Origin of the sequence: Chroococcidiopsis sp. [FACHB-1243], from assembly GCF_014696895.1 — a bacterium.
Lineage (GTDB): Bacteria > Cyanobacteriota > Cyanobacteriia > Cyanobacteriales > Chroococcidiopsidaceae > Chroococcidiopsis.
Genome location: NZ_JACJQX010000002.1, coordinates 120,362 through 138,804, shown reverse-complemented (window position 1 = coordinate 138,804; position 18,443 = coordinate 120,362). Strand labels below are relative to the sequence as shown.

Genomic DNA, 18,443 nt, shown 5'->3' with positions numbered 1-18,443 from the left:
TTCTGTTCTCTTTGCGCAACGTCCTTATGTCTGCCATTCCTGCCGCACCTTTTTCCATTGAAGAAATCGCTGCTGAAGGCATTAAGCCGGAAGAATATGAAGAAATTGTCAGAAGACTGGGACGACACCCTAATAAAGCAGAGTTAGGCATGTTTGGCGTGATGTGGTCGGAACATTGCTGTTACAAAAATTCTCGACCGCTACTAAAACAGTTTCCTACCACTGGTAAACGCATCCTGGTAGGACCAGGTGAAAATGCGGGTGTCGTCGATTTGGGTGACGGGCTGCAACTAGCTTTTAAAATTGAATCTCACAATCACCCCTCAGCCGTAGAACCGTTTCAAGGGGCTGCAACTGGAGTCGGAGGCATTCTGCGAGATATTTTTACGATGGGGGCGCGTCCCATTGCCTTACTTAACTCTTTGCGTTTCGGTTCCTTAGATGATGCCCGCACCAGACAGCTATTTAACGGTGTGGTTGCAGGAATTTCTCATTACGGTAACTGTGTAGGAGTCCCCACAGTCGGGGGAGAAGTCTATTTCGATCCGGCATACTCTGGTAATCCCTTAGTTAATGTCATGGCATTAGGATTGATGGAAACGCCAGAAATTGTTAAATCGGGGGCATCTGGTACTGGCAACCCAGTTTTATATGTCGGTTCCACCACCGGACGCGATGGCATGAAAGGAGCGAGTTTCGCCAGTGCAGAATTGAGCGAAGAGTCAGAACAAGACCGTCCCGCCGTGCAAGTGGGCGATCCGTTTTTAGAAAAATCTTTAATTGAAGCTTGTTTAGAAGCATTTAAAACTGGAATTGTCATTGCAGCGCAAGATATGGGGGCAGCTGGGATTACCTGTTCGACATCGGAAATGGCCGCTAAAGGCGGCGTAGGCATTGAATTCGACCTCGATAAAATTCCCGTGCGCGAGACGGGCATGGTTCCCTATGAATATCTGCTCTCGGAATCTCAGGAACGAATGTTATTTGTCGCCCACAAGGGTAGAGAACAGGAATTAATCGATATTTTCCACCGTTGGGGACTTCATGCTGTCGTGGCTGGTACGGTAATTGAGGAGCCAATTGTCAGAATTTTATTTAAGAGCAAGGTAGCTGCTGAAATTCCTGCTAACGCATTGGCAGAAAACACACCCCTCTACCACCGAGAAATATTGAGCGAACCGCCAGAATATGCCCGTAAAGCTTGGGAGTGGCAGGCTGAATCTCTACCAACCTGTACCATTGCTGGAATTAACATCCAAGGTCAGCACCAAAATTGGAACCAGATATTACTAACTTTACTCGATACCCCAACGATCGCCTCTAAACGTTGGGTTTATCGTCAGTACGACCACCAAGTACAAAACAACACAGTCATATTTCCTGGCGGTGCAGATGCCGCAGTTGTCAGATTGCGTCCTGTTGAAGAAGTCAAAAGTCAAAAGTCAAAAGTCAAAACTAACCCCGACTCCCCTAAAGGCGTAGCTGCCACAGTCGATTGCAACCCGCGTTACGTCTACCTCGATCCTTATGAAGGTGCAAAGGCAGTTGTTGCAGAAGCCGCCCGTAATTTGAGCTGTGTTGGGGCGGAACCAGTTGCGGTGACAGATAACCTCAATTTTGGTAGTCCAGAAAAACCAATTGGTTATTGGCAACTTGCAGAAGCTTGTCGCGGTTTAGCAGAAGCCTGCCAAGAATTTCAAACCCCCGTAACTGGCGGAAATGTCTCTTTGTACAACGAAACCTTCGACTCTGAAGGCAAGCCACAACCAATCTACCCTACTCCCGTAGTCGGGATGGTGGGCTTAATTTCCGACTTATCTAAAACCTGTACCCAAGGCTGGCAAACCGAAGGAGATATCATCTATCTTCTAGGAATCCCCTTAGTGCCTTCTTCGCGCCTTAGCGTCTTTGCGCGATCCTTTTCCCAAATCACACTGGGTGCATCCGAATATCTTGCCACAATTCACGGCATAGTCGCCGGAAAGCCACCCCAAGTAGACTTTGACCTCGAACGGCGCGTTCAAGCTACCTGTCGAGAAGGCATTCAACAAAGTTGGGTAAAGTCAGCGCACGACGTTGCTGAAGGTGGATTGATAGTCGCCCTTGCCGAAGCCTGCATCAGTACTGGATTGGGTGCTGAAATTAACCTGGGGTTAACCGACGATTTACCGCAACGCTGGGATGAAATTTTATTTGGTGAAGGTGGGGCGCGAATTTTGGTTTCCGTCTCACCACAACATCAACAAGTATGGGAATCCTATTTAGCAGAGCAACTCGGAGATAACTGGCAAAAACTCGGTCATGTCGGTAGTCCTACCCAAGATTTACAGGTTTTCACAACCGACCGACAGGCAATTATAACCGCTACGATTGAGATGATGCGCGATCGCTTTTTCAACGCTATAGAACGGCGGCTATCTGACTCAGCTACCCTGCCGTAGCTAAGTGACAAAAAAATAATTGACCAAAATCTTGCCCTTAACAAAATTTATGACGATACTGTTGTATGTATCTTGATTAACATTTTTTTAAGTATTAGTTAATCTTTCCAAACTCATGAGTTTGGATTATCTAGTTCGCCAAGTCAATTCCACAAAGTCAACCCGCCGCTCAGGAGCAACACTGTAGCATGGATTTCTACCAGCCCACTTCAGGAAGTATGCAGGATGTAAGTCACAGTATGGACATGCGATCGCTTCATCCTTCAGAACCCTCTGACAAGCAAGAAGAAGCTTGCGGCGTTTTCGGCATTTACGCACCCGCAGAGGACGTTGCCAAACTTACTTACTTCGGTTTGTACGCCCTACAACACCGAGGGCAAGAGTCAGCCGGAATTGCTACGTTTGACGGCACGACAATTCACCTACACAAAGAAATGGGGCTGGTTTCCCAAGTCTTCAACGAGTCAATTTTGCAACAAATGCCTGGTAGGATGGCAGTCGGTCATACCCGTTACTCTACTACTGGCTCTAGTCGGGTCGTGAACGCCCAGCCTGCGGTGGTCGAAACTCGTTTGGGTAGTTTTGCCTTAGCACACAACGGCAATTTAGTCAATACCAAAGCTCTGCGAGCAGAATTACTCCAGCGGCAGTGTAACTTTAACACGACGACAGACTCAGAAGCGATCGCCTTTGCGATCGCCGAAGCAGTTAACGATGGTGAAGATTGGTTAGATGGGGCAATTACCGCTTGCAAACGCTGCCACGGCGCTTTTAGTTTAGTGGTCGGAACCCCAGCAGGGTTGATGGGAGTGCGCGACCCGAACGGCATTCGTCCCCTTGTCATTGGCACGTTGGGCAACAATCCCCATCGCTATGTTTTAGCTTCTGAAACCTGTGGTTTAGATATTATTGGTGCAGAATACCTGCGAGACGTAGAACCAGGCGAACTAGTATGGATTACTGAGGCAGGCATAGCCTCCTATCACTGGGCGCAACAACCCCAGCGCAAACTATGCATCTTTGAGATGATTTACTTTGCCCGTCCAGATAGCGTCATGCATAACGAAAGCTTGTACACCTATCGCTTGCGATTGGGCAGACAACTGGCAAAAGAATCTCTTGTAGAAGCAGATATGGTCATGGGCGTACCTGATTCCGGTATCCCCGCCGCAATTGGCTTTTCTCAAACCTCTGGGATTCCCTATGCCGAGGGGTTGATTAAAAATCGCTATGTTGGGCGCACCTTCATCCAACCAACTCAAATGATGCGCGAGTCAGGCATCAAAATGAAACTGAATCCCCTCAGAGATGTCTTGGCTGGAAAACGAGTCATCATCGTTGATGATTCTATCGTACGCGGTACGACCAGCCGCAAACTCGTTAAGACACTACGCGAGGCGGGTGCAACAGAAGTGCATATGCGAATTTCCTCCCCTCCTGTCACTCATCCCTGTTTCTACGGCATTGACACGGATAATCAAGACCAGTTAATTGCTGCGACTAAATCAGTGGAAGAAATTGGCAAACAAATTGAAGTCGATTCCCTCGCCTACCTCAGTTGGGAAGGAATGCTGTTAGCCACAGGAGAAGACCCTAATAGTTTCTGTTCGGCTTGTTTCACAGGCGATTATCCCGTCGCCGTACCCGAACTCTTGAAGCGTTCTAAGTTGATGCTGGAAAAGTCGTCGGTTTGATCCAAAGGCAGTAGAGACTTTCCACGGAAAGTCTCTACTGTATACATTCATTTGAACGGGCGATCGCAGCAGTCAGGTTTTTTATTGCCTGCATCTTTCGATAAGCCAGAAGAGTTTAGACGTTACATGTAACGTCTCTACTGTTAACTGTTAAGCCATTCTAATATTTGTGCATTGACCAGTTCTGGAACTTCATCGTGAGGACAATGACCAGCATTAGGAATGGGAACAATCTCAACATTGTGTCCCTTCTCCTTTGCTTGTTGAAAAATTTTAGCACCAGTAATTGGTGTCCAAGGATCGTCCGCACCCCAAATCACCAAGAGAGGATGCTGGACGTTCGGTAAAAGTTCAGCAATGGTGGGACCAGGAGGCGCAGCCAAAATGGAAGCAAATACTTGTTGCGCTCCAGGGTCACAGGAAGGCGCATGTAAAATATCTACTAGTTCATCTGTGACGGCTTCTCGATTGCGGTAAACTTGAAGTAAAGTCCGGCGAATCTGGGGCTTTTGGCGAACCCGATTGAAAATAATTTTTCCCGTAATTTGAGAACGTACCAAGCGATTAAACGCCGACATCACCACTCGTAAAGGTGGATTGAGTTCGTGGGGACGGTGAGATAATCCCCCCGCACAGTTAATTAAAATTCCCCCAGCAGCTATTTCTGGATGGTTGGCAACTGTCATCAAGCTTAGCAGCGCCCCAATCGAGTTACCGACAAATACCGTAGGCTTTTGAATATGTTCCGTCCAAAAATCTTTTAGTAGTTCTTGCCATACTTCCATCGTGTAGTTTAGTGGTGGCTTATCAGAACCACCAAAACCAAGTAAGTCTATGGCAAAGACTCGATAACCACCTGCTGCTAAGGCTGGAATATTCTTGCGCCAATGTCCAATCGAAGCACCGAAGCCATGTACGAGCATTAAGGGATTACCCTCGCCCATGACGGTATATTGAATCTTGTAGCCTTGCCAGTGCCAAATCTGTTTCTCGATAGATGCCGTCGATGCTAGCTGCGGAGTAATCACGAGGGGATATGAAGATTTATGAATGGTTGTCTTTATAGATCGTACATATTTTTGCTAGACGTGCCAGCGCTGAGCGTGGAGAGTAGCGCCAAGTACTAGCAATTATTGCTGTAAGAGAATAACTGTTTACGGGGACGTACGCTCGGATTAAGCTAAATCCCAATCGTTATTTTTTTATTGACCGAACCTCATGAACAGACGCGATTTATTGATTTTATCTGCTGGTGTTGCTACTACACCTCTACTAGTGCAGGCAGGAACGGGAAACGCTCAAACCAAACCTACAGCCAAAGGCGAAACGGTTACTCTAGGTAAAGATTTACAAGGATACTACGTTCGTCCCCAAGGCAGCGGCACTTTTCCCGCCATCATGGTTTTTATGGAAGCATTTGGCTTAAACCCAAATATTAAAAATGTCTGCGATCGCTTCGCCCAAGCTGGCTATGTTGCCCTTGCCCCAGATTTCTATCATGGCGATGTTTACGAATACAAGGATGTACAAGCAGCAGTAGCCAAACTGAAATCTTTAAACGACGATACTGTCATGGCTGAAGTCGGACAAGGTTTAGACTTCTTAGCCAAACGCCAGGAAGTAGCCGCAGATCGCATTGGCGTAACGGGTTTTTGTATGGGTGGCAGACACGCATTTTTAGCCAATGCCGCTCACGCCGATCGACTCCAAGCAGTAGTAAGTTTTTACGGTAGTGGCATCGCCGTGGACAAAATAGGACGCAAACCTTTACTCGATCGAGTTGATGCCATGCGATCGCCCATCATGTTAATTTACGGTGCGGATGATGAGATGATAGCCGCCGACGAACACGCTCGTATTAGCCAAGCCCTTTCCCAAGCTAAAAAACGTTACATTCTCACCGTCTTTCCCAACGCCGGACACGGCTTTTTGAGCGATCGCCGCGATAGCTATGCCGCCGCCCCAGCCAAAGAAGCATGGGAAATGACTATGAATTTCTTTCAACAGTATTTGAAATAGATTGTCATTGGTCATTCGTCATTCGTCATTCGTGTTTACCAATGACAAAAGCACTTGACTTAGAGCGTACTCTAAGTTCTAAGGTAGTGGCATGGACGTAGAACTGACGATTCAACAAGTTGCAGAACGGACGGGTTTAAGCGTACATACATTGCGTTACTACGAACGCAACGGGCTGCTAGAACCCGTTAACCGCGCCGCCAATGGGCATCGACGCTATTGTGCAGTAGACATCACCAAGATCGAGTTTTTGACTCGTTTGCGAGCTACAGGGATGCCCATTCGTCAAATGCAGCGGTTTGCTATACTACTGCGACAAAACCCAGCCGCAGTAAGCGATCGCCTTGCCATTCTGGAGGCACACGAACGAGAAGTAAAGCAACGCATTCAAGAACTGAGTCGCAACCTAGAAATCATTCGCTGGAAAATTCAACACTACAAGGAGCTAGAAATAAGCAGTCAAAGCGATCGCGCTTGTATCGAAAGCGGTGTACCTCAACAGCAACCTCCTGAAAATGAGGCTTTAACGCTTACCTAGTAGGGATATCGACGATATATTTCGGGAGCAATATTGTGAATAGTCTCAATGGCAAAGTTGCCCTGATTACGGGGGGTAACTCAGGAATTGGGCGTGCCGTTGCATTGGCTTTTGCCAAAGGAGGAGCAAAAGTTGCTGAAACTGTAGTTTGGCTTTGGTTGGAGGCATCTGCTTTCATCAACGGAGAAACTATTTTGGTTGATGGAGGCTATACGATTCCTGGCGTGCGTCGATCGTAATTGAGGTTAAGTAGAAAAATGCTAACTCGGCAAGTTGTCAGAATTTTCATCTTGGCGTGCGTTCCCATGCTCTTCGTTTTGTGGATAACTTTGATGGAGGTTCCAATTATGGCTCGCATTGACACCACAGCACTCGCTCAGACTACCCAGACTAAACCAAACAGCGATCGCTACGCACGAGGCTTAAATGTTATTAACAAAGTCAACCGCGAAGGTGCTGAAAATGCTCGTAAAAGCGTGCAGGACATCGCTCCCGATTTGATGCGCTACGCCATAGAATACCCCTTCGGCGATCTCTTATCGCGTCCTGGTTTAGATCTTAAGTCTAGGCAAATCGCCACGGTAGCAGCACTGACAGCCCTTGGAAACGCCCAACCTCAACTCAAATTTCATATCAATGGCGCGTTGAACGTTGGCTGCACGCGGACAGAAATCGTTGAACTGATAACGCAAATCTCAGCATACGCAGGTTTTCCCGCCGCCTTTAACGGCATTGCTGCTGCTAAGGAAGTATTTCAAGCACGAGATGCACAAGGACTGAAAAACTAAGTAGGAGAGAAATGGTGAAGACACGCAAATTAGGGCGAGAACTTGTAGTTTCAGAACTCGGACTTGGCTGTATGGGAATGTCCATCGCCTACGGTGCAGCTGATGAGACGGAATCAATTGCCACCATTCAACGGGCGCTAGATTTAGGTGTAACCTTCCTCGATACTGCCGAGATGTACGGTAACGGAGCCAACGAGGAGCTTGTAGGAAAAGCAATTGCCTCTCGCCGCGAGCAAGTTATTATAGCAACCAAGTTTGGCATTCAATACGATGCAGCTTTCCAAACTTTACTAGTTGATAGCAGTCCAGAACGAGTTAAGCAATCGTGCGATCGCTCTTTACAGAGACTAGGCGTGGACTACATCGATTTGTACTACCAGCACCGCGTCGATCCCAAAGTCCCAATTGAAGACACAGTAGGGGCAATGGTAGAACTCGTACAACAGGGCAAAGTCCGCTATCTAGGGCTTTCCGAAGCAGCTGCGACTACCATTCGTCGCGCCCATGCCGTGCATCCTATCAGCGCCTTACAGAGCGAATACTCGCTCTGGAGTCGCGATGTAGAAGACGAAATTCTACCGACTCTGCGGGAATTAGGGATTGGATTTGTCTCGTATAGTCCGTTGGGTAGAGGATTTCTCTCAGGACAAATTACCAGTCCAGATGATTTTGCTGCTGACGATTTCCGCCGTCGTCTGCCTAGATTTCAAGGCGAAAATTTCCGCAAAAATTTACAATTAGTCGATCGCGTCAAAGAAATTGCTACAGCCAAAGGAGTGACACCAGGGCAATTAGCACTAGCTTGGGTACTTGCCCAAGGGAACGACATCGTTTCCATCCCTGGTACGAAACGCCGAGTTTATTTAGAAGAAAACATTGCCACAGTCAATCTTCAGCTCACTCCAGCAGAGCTAGCACAAATTGATGCAGTCGCACCAAAAAATGTTGCTGCAGGCGATCGTTATTCTCCTGCAATTATGAACAGTCTCAATCGTTGAGTAGTTTCAGTCGTCAATGCGTGGTGCGTGATGAGCAGGGTGTGGGGGAGCCAGCGCCGTGCGGGGGTGTCCCCCGTTGAGGCGACTGGCGTTGTAGGGTGTGGGGTGTAGTAAGTGGTATTTTTGCTCCCGAGCGCAACCTTGCGCTCTCTTCTCTCCCTCAGCAACCTTGCGCAACCTTGCGCCTCCTCAGCTCTCTTCCCCCGACTCCCGACTCTCCTTTAGCCCTTTTTATACAAGTATGTAGTTTAACTAGTTGCACACTATGCTGTTGCTCCGCTAGCCTAACTAAATTAGTCTAGCTGTCCGATTTATATGGAAGTAATACACCCTTACTGTGCGGGTTTGGATGTCCAGAAAAAAGCTGTACTGGCGTGCTGTATTACCTCAAACTCAAAAGGAGAGAGGGTAAGTCAGACGCACAGCTTCAATAATAAAGTGCCGGACTTACTAGCTTTATCTGATTGGCTAGGAAGCAATGGCGTGACTCATATCGCATTAGATATTACTGGTGAAGACTGGAAAACGGTTTATCACATTCTGGAAGCTAATTTTAGCGTTTTAGTTGTCAATGCCCAGCGGATCAAAGATGTGCCAGGACGTAATACCGATACGCCGGATTTTGAATGGCTAGCCGAATTACTACGTCATGGTTTGATCCGCAACAGTTTTATTCATCCCGTACCCCAAAGAGACTTACGAGACTTGATGCGCCAGCGTCATTTCTTAGTCAAAGAACGCCTGCATGTGGTCGATCGCCTTTACAAAGTTTTGGAATCAGCCAACGTTAAACTCGTATCTATGGTTAGCGATATCATGCATATCTCTGCCCGTGCTTTACTAGTGGCGATCGCCGAAGGAGAAACGAATACTTCTAATGTCAGCGATATCGCGATCGATCTACGCCAGCAGCAGCCGCAGGATTCCTATTTTCAACCCGTGCGATCGCATCATCGGTTCCTAATTGCCAATCACCTAAATCACATTGATTTTCTCGATCGGCAGATTGGCATTTTTAACGACAAAATTGCTGAATACGTGCAAAAGCGAATTGTTCGCATCACAACTTCTGGTACGAATCAAGTACAACCATCCACCCATGCTACTGCTAACTCCGTGCAAACTGCCAAACTCATTCCCAGTTGGGAAGAGGCTTTAGCAGCTTTCTTAAACGGAGGTAGAATCTAAAAATTTTAGATTTGAGATTTTGGATTATAGTCCGAGCAATGGCGTTCTCTTAAAAGTTTGCTGTTGAGGATGCTTGCTATCGCTCGGCAATCCACAATATCTGCTGAAATAATTTCTCAATACCTTCAGTTCCAACATCTTGTTACCATTTGACCAATTCAAAATTCACGCATTCAAAATTAACTTTGAATTTTGAATTGAACCGCAGCAACTTGACTGGAGGAGTCTACGTAATTTTTCAAGGACACCAAATGAAGACTTGGCTATTATAGTATCGACCATTACCCAGATGAGGGGTGTTTGCTATGGCTCGCTACACTTGTTCATTTACAGTTGCAGATGATGTAGAGTTTTTGCGCCAATTATTGAGTCAAGTTTTGCACTCGTGCCATTTAGATATTCAACACGATAAAAGCGATTACATGATGGCGCGAGAACGTCTGGGTCAAGTCTCGTTTTCAAAGCTAGTCAAGGTGGAAGCACTCATCGATAAAACTACCGCTACTACCTCAGCAACACGGGTAAATTTGATTGTAAAAAATGAAGAACTACCACTTCAAACAGATAATCACTGCTACCAAATATTTAATTTAGTCAAGCAGGCGATCGTAGATAATTGCCAATGGCAGTTAGTAGAAACTGCGGTTTAGTCGATTCAGATCGAAGCCTTCTACCTTCTGCCTTCCTGCATGAGTTTGCATCCAGTTTGCAGTTTTGCGAATTGGTCTAATCGTCAAAATCTGGCATCATATTGGGTCCAATCAGCGTCACGTCATATTCATCCAGTGGCGCTGAGGGAATGGTATCGCGTTTGAGGAGATAGTAGATTGCCCGTACCCTCGGACCAAAAACAACTTCATCCTCATCTTGCAGGTCGTGGACTTGAAGCTTGCGACCGTTAATTAATAATCCATTAGCACTCGGCTTGCCCTTAGCATCACCGTCTACAATTCGATAGAAGGAACTGCCATCCTCCTGTGGCAATCGAACTAAAGTGGCATGGCGGCGAGATACAAACTGTGAAAACAGCCGAATATCGCAGCGGGAGTCTCTACCAATAGAATAAACAGGACCGTCTAAAACAAACTCTTTGCGCCCCTGATCGTCTTCTATAATTAGTAGATGGTTCTGATTGGGTTGTGAAGGCATTGAAAGCGGGTTGTGATTTATTGTAGGTTTTGATTCTCTAGAATATGTAACCTTTTGAGGTATCCATTACTCAACCACACTCTTGAGTAATCATTCTTGACCTAGTTTAACCTCGATTAGTTGAGATCGAGTCTATTTTTTAAACGACGTAATAACAAGGAGTTAGTAACGACACTAACAGAACTAAATGCCATGAGCGCTCCCGCCGCCGCAGGACTGAGGACGAATCCCGATATTGGTAGTAATACACCTGCTGCGATTGGAATTCCGCAAACATTGTAAGCAAATGCCCAAAATAGATTTTGGCGAATTTTGTTAAATGTCGCTCTACTGAGATGAATTGCTTCCACAACATCGGTTAAATTCGTTCCCATCAGCACGATCCCAGCCGTCTCCATCGCTACATCTGTCCCAGCTTGCAAGGCAATCCCCACATCAGCTTGAGCTAAGGCTGGCGCATCGTTGATTCCGTCCCCTACCATTGCGACTACGGAGGGAGTCGGGAGAGTGGCTAGAATTGCTCCCTCTGCTCCTCTGCTTCCTTGCTGAAGTTCTTGAATCACTCCTGCTTTTCCGTCGGGGCGGATATTGGCGAAGACTTGCTCGATTCCCAGTTGTCGGGCGATCGCACTCGCAACTTCTTGTCTATCTCCAGTCAAAATAATGACTCTCAGCCCCATTTTTTGCAGGCTCTCAACGGTTTTCTTTGCCTCTGGTCTGGGAGTGTCCATCACCGCAATTAGACCTGCTAGCTGCCCCGCTACAGCAATGTAGATCGTTGTTTTACCTGCGGTTGCAAGTGTTTGAGCTTGGGTTTGCATGGCTGCATCAATAATGATTCCCTGCTCGGTCAACCAGTCGTCATTACCCAGGAGTACCTGTTGTCCTTCGACTACAGCAGATACTCCCAATCCTGGTGCGGTATGAAATTCGCTAGCTGCTGGAATTAATAAACCCTGTTGCTTGGCTTCCTGTTGAATTGCTGTCGCTAGGGGATGAATCGAGCCGCTTTCCGCCGCTGCTGCTAATTGTAGAAGTGAGGAGAATTCGGAATTAAATTCTCCCTCCACTCCCCTGCTCCCCTGCTCCCTGCTCCCTGCTCCCTGCTCCCTCATTCCGACTTCAATACAGTCAGTCACCACGGGACACCCAGTTGTCAGGGTTCCAGTTTTGTCAAATACTACCGTATCTAACTGGTGTACTCGTTCGAGGACATCCCCACCTTTAATTAATAAACCTCGCTCGGCTGCCATACCCGTACCGACTAAAATTGCTGTAGGAGTAGCGAGTCCCAAGGCACAGGGACAAGCAACAACCATCACCGCGATCGCCAGTTTTAAACTGAGCAATAAGGGAGAATAGTGCGTAGGGGCGCACGGCTGTGCGCCCGTACAGGAGTGGTGCGTGGCGTAGTAATGAGCTAAATGTTGAGTGTGTAGCGAGTGATGCGCGTGATGCCAATCTGTCACAGTTAAGACATCAGACCAAATATGAGTGCCGAAAAAGTACCAGAAGGTAAATGTTAAAGCGGCAACTGTTAGCACGCTGTAGGTAAAATAACCAGCTACCGTATCGGCTAATTTCTGCACTGGAGCCTTACGGGTTTGGGCTGCTTCTACTAATGCCACAATTTGAGATAGGGTGGTATCCTTACCTGTACGAGTGGCGCGAATGGCGATCGCACCCGATTGATTTAACGTCCCCGCTGCTACGGTGTCTCCGATTTGTTTCATCACGGGAATCGATTCCCCTGTCAGCATCGACTCATCTACTGTTGTTTGTCCTATTACCACTTCCCCATCAACGGGAATTTTTTCCGATGGTAAGACTTGCAACCATTCTCCAACACGGACGCGATCGGCAGGAATTTCAATACTCGTATTTTGTCCCTGGGACGTGACTTTTTCTGGATTTGGAATTAATCGTGCAATTTGGGGTTGTAGTGCAAGTAAATTTCTAAATGCGGTGGCGGCGCGTCCTCTAGCTTGTTGTTCTAACGTCCTGCCTAGTAAGATAAATCCCAGTAACATCACTGGTTCGTCAAAGAAACACTCCCAACCTAGTTGAGGGAAGAGTAAAGCTATCAGGCTTGCCGTATATGCCGTTAGTGCGCCTAAGCCCACTAAAGTATTCATATTCGGCGCGTTGTGACGTAATCCTCGCCAGCCATCTACTAAAATTTCTCGTGCTGGTAGAAGTAGGGTAACTGTAGCTAAGCCGCAGTGAAACCAGATATTACTTAAAATCGGTAAGACTGGTCCCCCTAATTCGCTCAAATGCCCGATACTGGAGAGAACGAGCAGTATGGATGCTACTGTCAGTTGTCTCTGTGCCGATCGCATTTTTTGGCGATGTTTTTCTTCAACATCTTCGCCAACATTTGTTTGTGCTGTTTCCGCAGTCCTGGCTTGCGTTGCAAATCCCGCCGCTGTTAATCTTTCAGCTAAGGCGACTGGTTCGATTGCACCAGATTCGCACTCTACAACTGCAACTTCCGTCACCAAATTCACGCAAGCAGAAATTACGCCGGGATGTTGAGATAATTGTTTTTCTACAGTTTTGACACAACCCGCGCACTTCATTCCCTGGACATCCAGAGTAATGCTTTCGGTTGACGTGGCGATCGCGCTAGTATCTACTGGCTGTGGTTCGGTTTTTGGGACAAGTTGCATATGACAACTAGAGTGACTTGCAAAAAAGGCTCAGTAACCACTCTAGCGTTATTGCCACCAGTAAAGAAGATTCGTCAGCTACAGCCGCTTGTTTTACAGCAGATTTAAAGTTTTTTCCCAGACTTGCGAGTTAAGCTAAATAATATTTTTACAGAATTTTCCTATCAACTGCCCTTACAACTTGCAGCAGATATTGGATTTTGAGTTTCTTTCTGATAGAGATAATTCCTAAATATTCTTATTCATAGCTTGCTTAAAAAATTCTTAGTATTCTCCTTAGCGCCTTTGCGTCTAACGCTTCGCCTACGGCTGATGCGTGACCTACAATCTTCCTATGATAAATGTCACGTTGCACCACTCCCCAAAATATACAGACTCATCAGCGTGCCACTATTCCAAAGACTATGCAACAACATCGGTGCTAAAAGATTGCGCGATCGCGTGTAAACTATCCCTAAAATTATTCCCAATGTCATCAACGGTAAAATTTCCGAAAGACTCAGGTGAGCTAAGGCAAACAAGAAAGCACTCAAAATAATTGCCCACCAAACAGACATATATCTGGTAAGAGAAGGTAACAGAAAACCGCGAAACAGAAATTCTTCAAACAAAGGAGCAGCGATCGCGGCAGTAAAAAAGAATATACTCAAAGCTACACTATCTCGTGCTTCCAATGCTAACGATAAAAGTGGATTACTCCCCCCTTGCCCTTGCCACAATTGTTGATTGATAATTGACACGATCAATACCAAAGGCAAAGCAACGCAATACCCACCAAAACCCCATAATATCCAGTTACTTCGCCAGTTAAAACGAAACCAGCCTTCAGGGAGGGGAAAAAACGATTTAATCGATAAATATAAAACTCCCAGCCCTCCCGCAGCTAGTAGTAAGTAATTAACCAAAACGTAGAAAGCCTGAATCCTAATTTGTCCGCCTACAGGCTTGACACCAAGAAATGAAAGTGTTAGGGGAATTAACACTTGTCCCATCAGGAAAAAACCGACAATAAATACTTGCCAAACTATTTCCCCAGTCCAAGGTGTAACCCAAACTGTATCTTCATTTCGAGATAGAATAGATTCTTTGCCTTTTCTCAATCTCTGAGCTATCAAAAAAATCAGCAACCCTAAGCCAGTCACGCCTGCCAACCAGGGTAAACTACCAATAATTGCTAGCTTGACAATCGCTCGTTCGGCTAATTCTTGTTGTGTCGCTTGTAGTTGTGCAAATGCATCTTGTCGTTGCTGAAGTTCGTAAAGCCGCAACAAAGTGCGATCGCGAAACCATCCATCTAGATTAGCTTGAATCAACTGCTGTGCGTCAGGCAACAACCGCGCCGGATTGCTCCACAGTCCGATGAGGGCGTTAGCTGTATCTTCGATGCGGGAGTCGGGAGTCGGGAGTCGGGAGTCGGGAGTCGTAAGTGAAATACTCTCCCCTTGTCCCCCTTGTCCCCCTTGTCTTATCAAACCTTCCCAAGTCTTCACCGCCTCCGCCGTCTTTCCTTGCTGTGCTTGGAGAATTCCCAACCGTAGGGTGAGTTCGGCGTTGAGTTTTTCTAATCGATCGAGCGATCGCTGTAGGATATTCTCTTGGTTAGAACGAGACGTTTCTGTCACTGGTGGAGTGGCAGATTCAGGCTGAGGAGTAGCTGGTACGGATTCAGGTAGCGATCGCGCTTGTTTGAGTTGTGCTAAAGCTTTCTGAATGTTTTGTTGGGTTGAAGTCTTAGCTTCCTGATATTGCTCGATTGCCGTTTCTATAGGCTTATCTCCCAACAAAGCTTTACGAGCATTAGTCAAATCTTTACCCCTACTATCTTGGGGTTGCCACTCGGCAGCACGCAAGAGAAGATTGGTTTCGTAGAGTTCCAAGCGGCTTTGAAATTGTGGCTGCTGCCAACTCTGCCATAAAGATGTTCCAGCCAGTAAAACTGTTAAAACCGTCAACGCACTTAAAACTACCCGCTTAATTGTCATGCCACACTCTAGAATGCGATCGCCCTTCTTGAGCATTATGGCAAGAAACAGCCAGGGGGAAAAATTTTTCCCTAGCGATGGCGATCGCTGCAAGTTAAAATGACCCTGGCAATAAATTTGAATTCTAAACCTTAGCTCTTATCTAAATGACCACTCGTGTTGTAATCGTGCGCCACGGACAAAGCAGCTATAACGCCGAACGTCGCATCCAAGGACGTAGCGATGTTTCAGTCTTAACAGAACAAGGACGTGAAGATGCCCTCAAAGTCGGCGCAGCCCTTAGCAATCTCAACTTTGCCGCTATCTACTCCAGCCCGCTGCAACGTGCCAGACAAACAGCAGAAATCGTTCGCAACTGTTTCGCCACGACAACACCTCTAACAGTTACAGAACAGTTATTAGAAATTGACTTACCCCTATGGGAAAAACTCACAGTCCATGAAGTCAAGGAGAAATTTCCCGCAGATTACCGCTTGTGGCACGAGTTTCCTCACGAATTCAAAATGGAGCTACAAACGCCCCAAGGCACAAAAGAGCATTTTCCCGTCCTCGCCCTCTATCAACAGGCACGACAATTTTGGCAAGATATTCTCTCCCGCCATGCTGGGGAAACTATCTTAATTGTGGGACACAACGGCATTAACCGCGCCCTTCTCAGTACCGCAATTGGCATTTCTCCCAGCCGCTATCATTCCATCCAACAATCAAATTGCGGGATTAGCGTTCTGAATTTCAAACCCCCCTTCCCGCCTGCTGAAAGTGGCAGCCAAGGCGGTTCCGTACAGCTTGAATCAATGAATCAACTTGCCCACCTGGGAAGAGATGTTTTACCATCTTTCCGACCGAACCATCAAGGACAAAGAATCTTACTAATTCGGCATGGCGAAACCGAGTGGAATCGCCAGACCAAATTTCAAGGGCAAATTGACGTTCCCCTCAATGACAATGGCAGAGAACAAGCCCGTAAAGCAGCAGAATTTCTCAAAACCGTAAAACTCGATTTTGCCTTCAGCAGTCCGATGCTGCGTCCCAAGGAAACAGCCGAAATTATTTTGCAGCATCACCCCGAAACTCAACTGAAGTTATATGACGGACTCAGAGAAATCGGTCACGGACTTTGGGAAGGAAAATTAGAAGCAGAAATCGAACAAACATTTCCAGGGGAACTAGAACGGTGGCGGACAGTACCAGGTGAGGTGCAAATGCCAGAAGGAGAAAACTTACAGCAAGTCTGGGAACGCAGCGTTGTTGATTGGCAGACAATGCTAGCTTCGGTCACCGATCGCCCTCAGACAGGTATAGTAGTGGCACACGATGCCACAAACAAAGTTTTGCTATGCCACGTTTTAGGTTTATCCACCGCTCAGTTTTGGAACTTCCGCCAAGGTAACGGAGCCGTGACAGTCATCGATTATCCTCAAGGCTTAAATGGTTTACCCGTGTTGCAAGCAATGAATATTACTACCCACTTAGGCGGGGGCGTACTCGACAAGACCGCAGCTGGAGCGTTGTAAATATCATTGGTCATGAATAAGTCAAAAGTCAAAAGTCAAAAGTCAAAACCAAGAACAACTAACCACGATTTATGACAAATGACATAGGGCGAAGCCCCTCCCGTAGGGTATGACAAATGACAAATGACAATGAGTGAATTACTACGACAAGTACGGGTTATCGATCCGGTGACGGGGAGCGATCGCCAAGCATGTGACGTGTTAATTGTAGATGGTGCGATCGCCGCAATAGCGCCACAATTGACCGATTATCCGGCTGATACTCAAGTTAATGACTGTCAAGGCTCGATCTTAGGCACGGGGCTGGTAGATCTCTATAGCCATTCGGGAGAACCAGGGTTTGAAGAACGAGAGACGCTGGCAACTCTTGCAGCTGCGGCTGCTGCTGGCGGCTTCACGCGCGTCAATTTGTTACCCGATACCATTCCGCCTGTGGATAATTCGGCTGTGGTGTCTAGGCTACTGGGAAAGGGACAAGGGGGACAAGGGGGACAAGGAAGAACTGAGAAATTTGCTCCCTTGTCTTCCCCCTCTCCCTTGTCTCCTCAGCTCCCTCAGCTCTCTTTTTGGGGTGCGCTCACAACCGGAGTCCAGGGACAGCAAATGACGGAGTTAGCAGAATTGGGGGCGGCGGGAATTGTGGGTTTTGCTGACGGTCAGCCAATTGAAAATTGGGGGCTGTTGCGGCGGATGTTGGAATATCTCAAACCTTTAGATAAGCCAGTAGCGCTCTGCGCTTGTCACCGTGGTCTGGTTGGCAATGGAGTGGTGCGAGAGGGTGTTTACTCTATGCGATCTGGCTTACCTGGCAATCCGGCGATCGCCGAAACAACTGCTCTGGCTGCTCTGCTAGAATTAGTTGCCGCGATTGGTACTCCCGTGCATCTGATGCGGGTTTCTACTGCCCGTAGCGTTGAGTTAATCGCAACGGCAAAAGAACGTGGTTTACCAATTACCGCTAGTACGACTTGGATGCATCTATTGCTCGATACTAAAGCCTTGAGCAGTTACAATCCTGCTTTACGGTTAGAACCACCTTTAGGCAATCCTGAAGACGCTGTAGCCCTACGTCAAGGCGTGCGGACGGGAGTTATAGACGCGATCGCGATCGACCACACGCCCTATACCTATGAAGAAAAAACTGTTGCCTTTGCAGAAGCACCCGCTGGAGCAATTGGCTTAGAACTCGCTTTACCCCTACTGTGGGAAAATCTTGTAGCAACTGGAGAATTTTCCGCCCTAGAATTGTGGCAAGCCTTAAGTCACCGTCCAGCTGAGTGCTTGCAACAGAATGTAAATGCGATCGCTCCCAACTCGCCAGCTGAATTGATTCTCTTCGACCCCCAACACACTTGGACTGTGACGCAGCAGACTTTAAAATCTCGCTCTCACAATACTCCTTGGTTGGGACAACAAGTCAATGGTCGCGTTGTCAAAATCTGGCTGTAGAGACTTTACAC

15 protein-coding genes and 1 pseudogene are annotated in these 18,443 nt (G+C 47.1%); 11 read left to right on the top strand and 5 right to left on the bottom strand.

Translation table 11 applies throughout. The features are described 5' to 3' along the window. Positions 1 to 26 precede the first annotated feature (26 nt). On the top strand, positions 27 to 2,441 hold the full coding sequence (purL, locus tag H6G17_RS02005) for a phosphoribosylformylglycinamidine synthase subunit PurL (RefSeq protein WP_192153689.1): 2,415 nt from the start codon (positions 27 to 29) through the stop codon (positions 2,439 to 2,441). Between the two features lie 218 nt (positions 2,442 to 2,659). Further along, entirely contained in the window at positions 2,660 to 4,135 is a 1,476-nt protein-coding gene (purF, locus tag H6G17_RS02000; RefSeq protein WP_347276400.1) for an amidophosphoribosyltransferase, read from the top strand. Between the two features lie 143 nt (positions 4,136 to 4,278). Here the strand turns inward: purF and H6G17_RS01995 are convergent, their stop codons facing one another. After that, positions 4,279 to 5,163, bottom strand: a complete 885-nt coding sequence (locus tag H6G17_RS01995) for an alpha/beta fold hydrolase (protein WP_192153687.1) — start codon at positions 5,161 to 5,163, stop codon at positions 4,279 to 4,281. Between the two features lie 190 nt (positions 5,164 to 5,353). Here H6G17_RS01995 and H6G17_RS01990 point away from each other — a divergent pair, with 190 nt between their 5' ends. The 5 genes and pseudogenes from H6G17_RS01990 to H6G17_RS01970 all read left to right on the top strand — a co-directional run bounded on the left by H6G17_RS01990 (position 5,354) and on the right by H6G17_RS01970 (position 8,478). Further along, positions 5,354 to 6,154, top strand: a complete 801-nt coding sequence (locus tag H6G17_RS01990; protein WP_192153686.1) for a dienelactone hydrolase family protein — start codon at positions 5,354 to 5,356, stop codon at positions 6,152 to 6,154. Positions 6,155 to 6,245: 91 nt separating this feature from the next. After that, the gene (locus H6G17_RS01985) at positions 6,246 to 6,692 is read left to right on the top strand and encodes a MerR family transcriptional regulator (protein WP_192153685.1); all 447 of its coding nucleotides are present in this window, start codon (positions 6,246 to 6,248) and stop codon (positions 6,690 to 6,692) included. A 44-nt stretch (positions 6,693 to 6,736) separates the two neighbouring features. After that, a pseudogene (locus H6G17_RS34470) lies at positions 6,737 to 6,847 on the top strand (SDR family NAD(P)-dependent oxidoreductase); the annotation flags it as partial. A gap of 192 nt (positions 6,848 to 7,039) precedes the next feature. After that, positions 7,040 to 7,480 (top strand): carboxymuconolactone decarboxylase family protein, encoded by a 441-nt coding sequence (locus tag H6G17_RS01975; protein WP_192153883.1) that lies wholly within the window; start codon positions 7,040 to 7,042, stop codon positions 7,478 to 7,480. A 14-nt stretch (positions 7,481 to 7,494) separates the two neighbouring features. Then, complete coding sequence (locus tag H6G17_RS01970) at positions 7,495 to 8,478, top strand: aldo/keto reductase (RefSeq protein ID WP_192153881.1); 984 nt, start codon at positions 7,495 to 7,497, stop codon at positions 8,476 to 8,478. Positions 8,479 to 8,484: 6 nt separating this feature from the next. Here the strand turns inward: H6G17_RS01970 and H6G17_RS01965 are convergent, their stop codons facing one another. Then, positions 8,485 to 8,655, bottom strand: coding sequence for a hypothetical protein (locus H6G17_RS01965; protein ID WP_192153684.1), 171 nt, complete (start codon positions 8,653 to 8,655; stop codon positions 8,485 to 8,487). 138 nt (positions 8,656 to 8,793) lie between these two features. Between H6G17_RS01965 and H6G17_RS01960 the strand changes: the two genes are divergently transcribed. Beyond that, positions 8,794 to 9,666, top strand: coding sequence for a transposase (locus tag H6G17_RS01960; protein WP_015157265.1), 873 nt, complete (start codon positions 8,794 to 8,796; stop codon positions 9,664 to 9,666). Between the two features lie 305 nt (positions 9,667 to 9,971). Continuing rightward, positions 9,972 to 10,316 carry a hypothetical protein gene (locus H6G17_RS01955; protein ID WP_106545965.1) on the top strand — a complete coding sequence of 115 codons (345 nt, stop codon included), beginning with the start codon at positions 9,972 to 9,974 and terminating at the stop codon, positions 10,314 to 10,316. Positions 10,317 to 10,392: 76 nt separating this feature from the next. Here H6G17_RS01955 and H6G17_RS01950 read toward each other — a convergent pair whose 3' ends face one another. The 3 genes from H6G17_RS01950 to H6G17_RS01940 form a co-directional block, all read right to left on the bottom strand. After that, entirely contained in the window at positions 10,393 to 10,815 is a 423-nt protein-coding gene (locus tag H6G17_RS01950; protein WP_015157263.1) for an FHA domain-containing protein, read from the bottom strand. A gap of 116 nt (positions 10,816 to 10,931) precedes the next feature. Then, positions 10,932 to 13,487, bottom strand: coding sequence for a heavy metal translocating P-type ATPase (locus H6G17_RS01945; RefSeq protein WP_192153683.1), 2,556 nt, complete (start codon positions 13,485 to 13,487; stop codon positions 10,932 to 10,934). A 344-nt stretch (positions 13,488 to 13,831) separates the two neighbouring features. After that, entirely contained in the window at positions 13,832 to 15,469 is a 1,638-nt protein-coding gene (locus H6G17_RS01940; protein WP_192153682.1) for a type II CAAX endopeptidase family protein, read from the bottom strand. Positions 15,470 to 15,615: 146 nt separating this feature from the next. Here H6G17_RS01940 and H6G17_RS01935 point away from each other — a divergent pair, with 146 nt between their 5' ends. Together H6G17_RS01935 and H6G17_RS01930 are read left to right on the top strand one after the other, a co-directional pair. Continuing rightward, complete coding sequence (locus tag H6G17_RS01935; RefSeq protein WP_192153681.1) at positions 15,616 to 16,983, top strand: histidine phosphatase family protein; 1,368 nt, start codon at positions 15,616 to 15,618, stop codon at positions 16,981 to 16,983. Positions 16,984 to 17,106: 123 nt separating this feature from the next. After that, the gene (locus H6G17_RS01930) at positions 17,107 to 18,432 is read left to right on the top strand and encodes a dihydroorotase (protein WP_192153680.1); all 1,326 of its coding nucleotides are present in this window, start codon (positions 17,107 to 17,109) and stop codon (positions 18,430 to 18,432) included. The last annotated feature ends 11 nt before the right edge of the window (positions 18,433 to 18,443 follow it).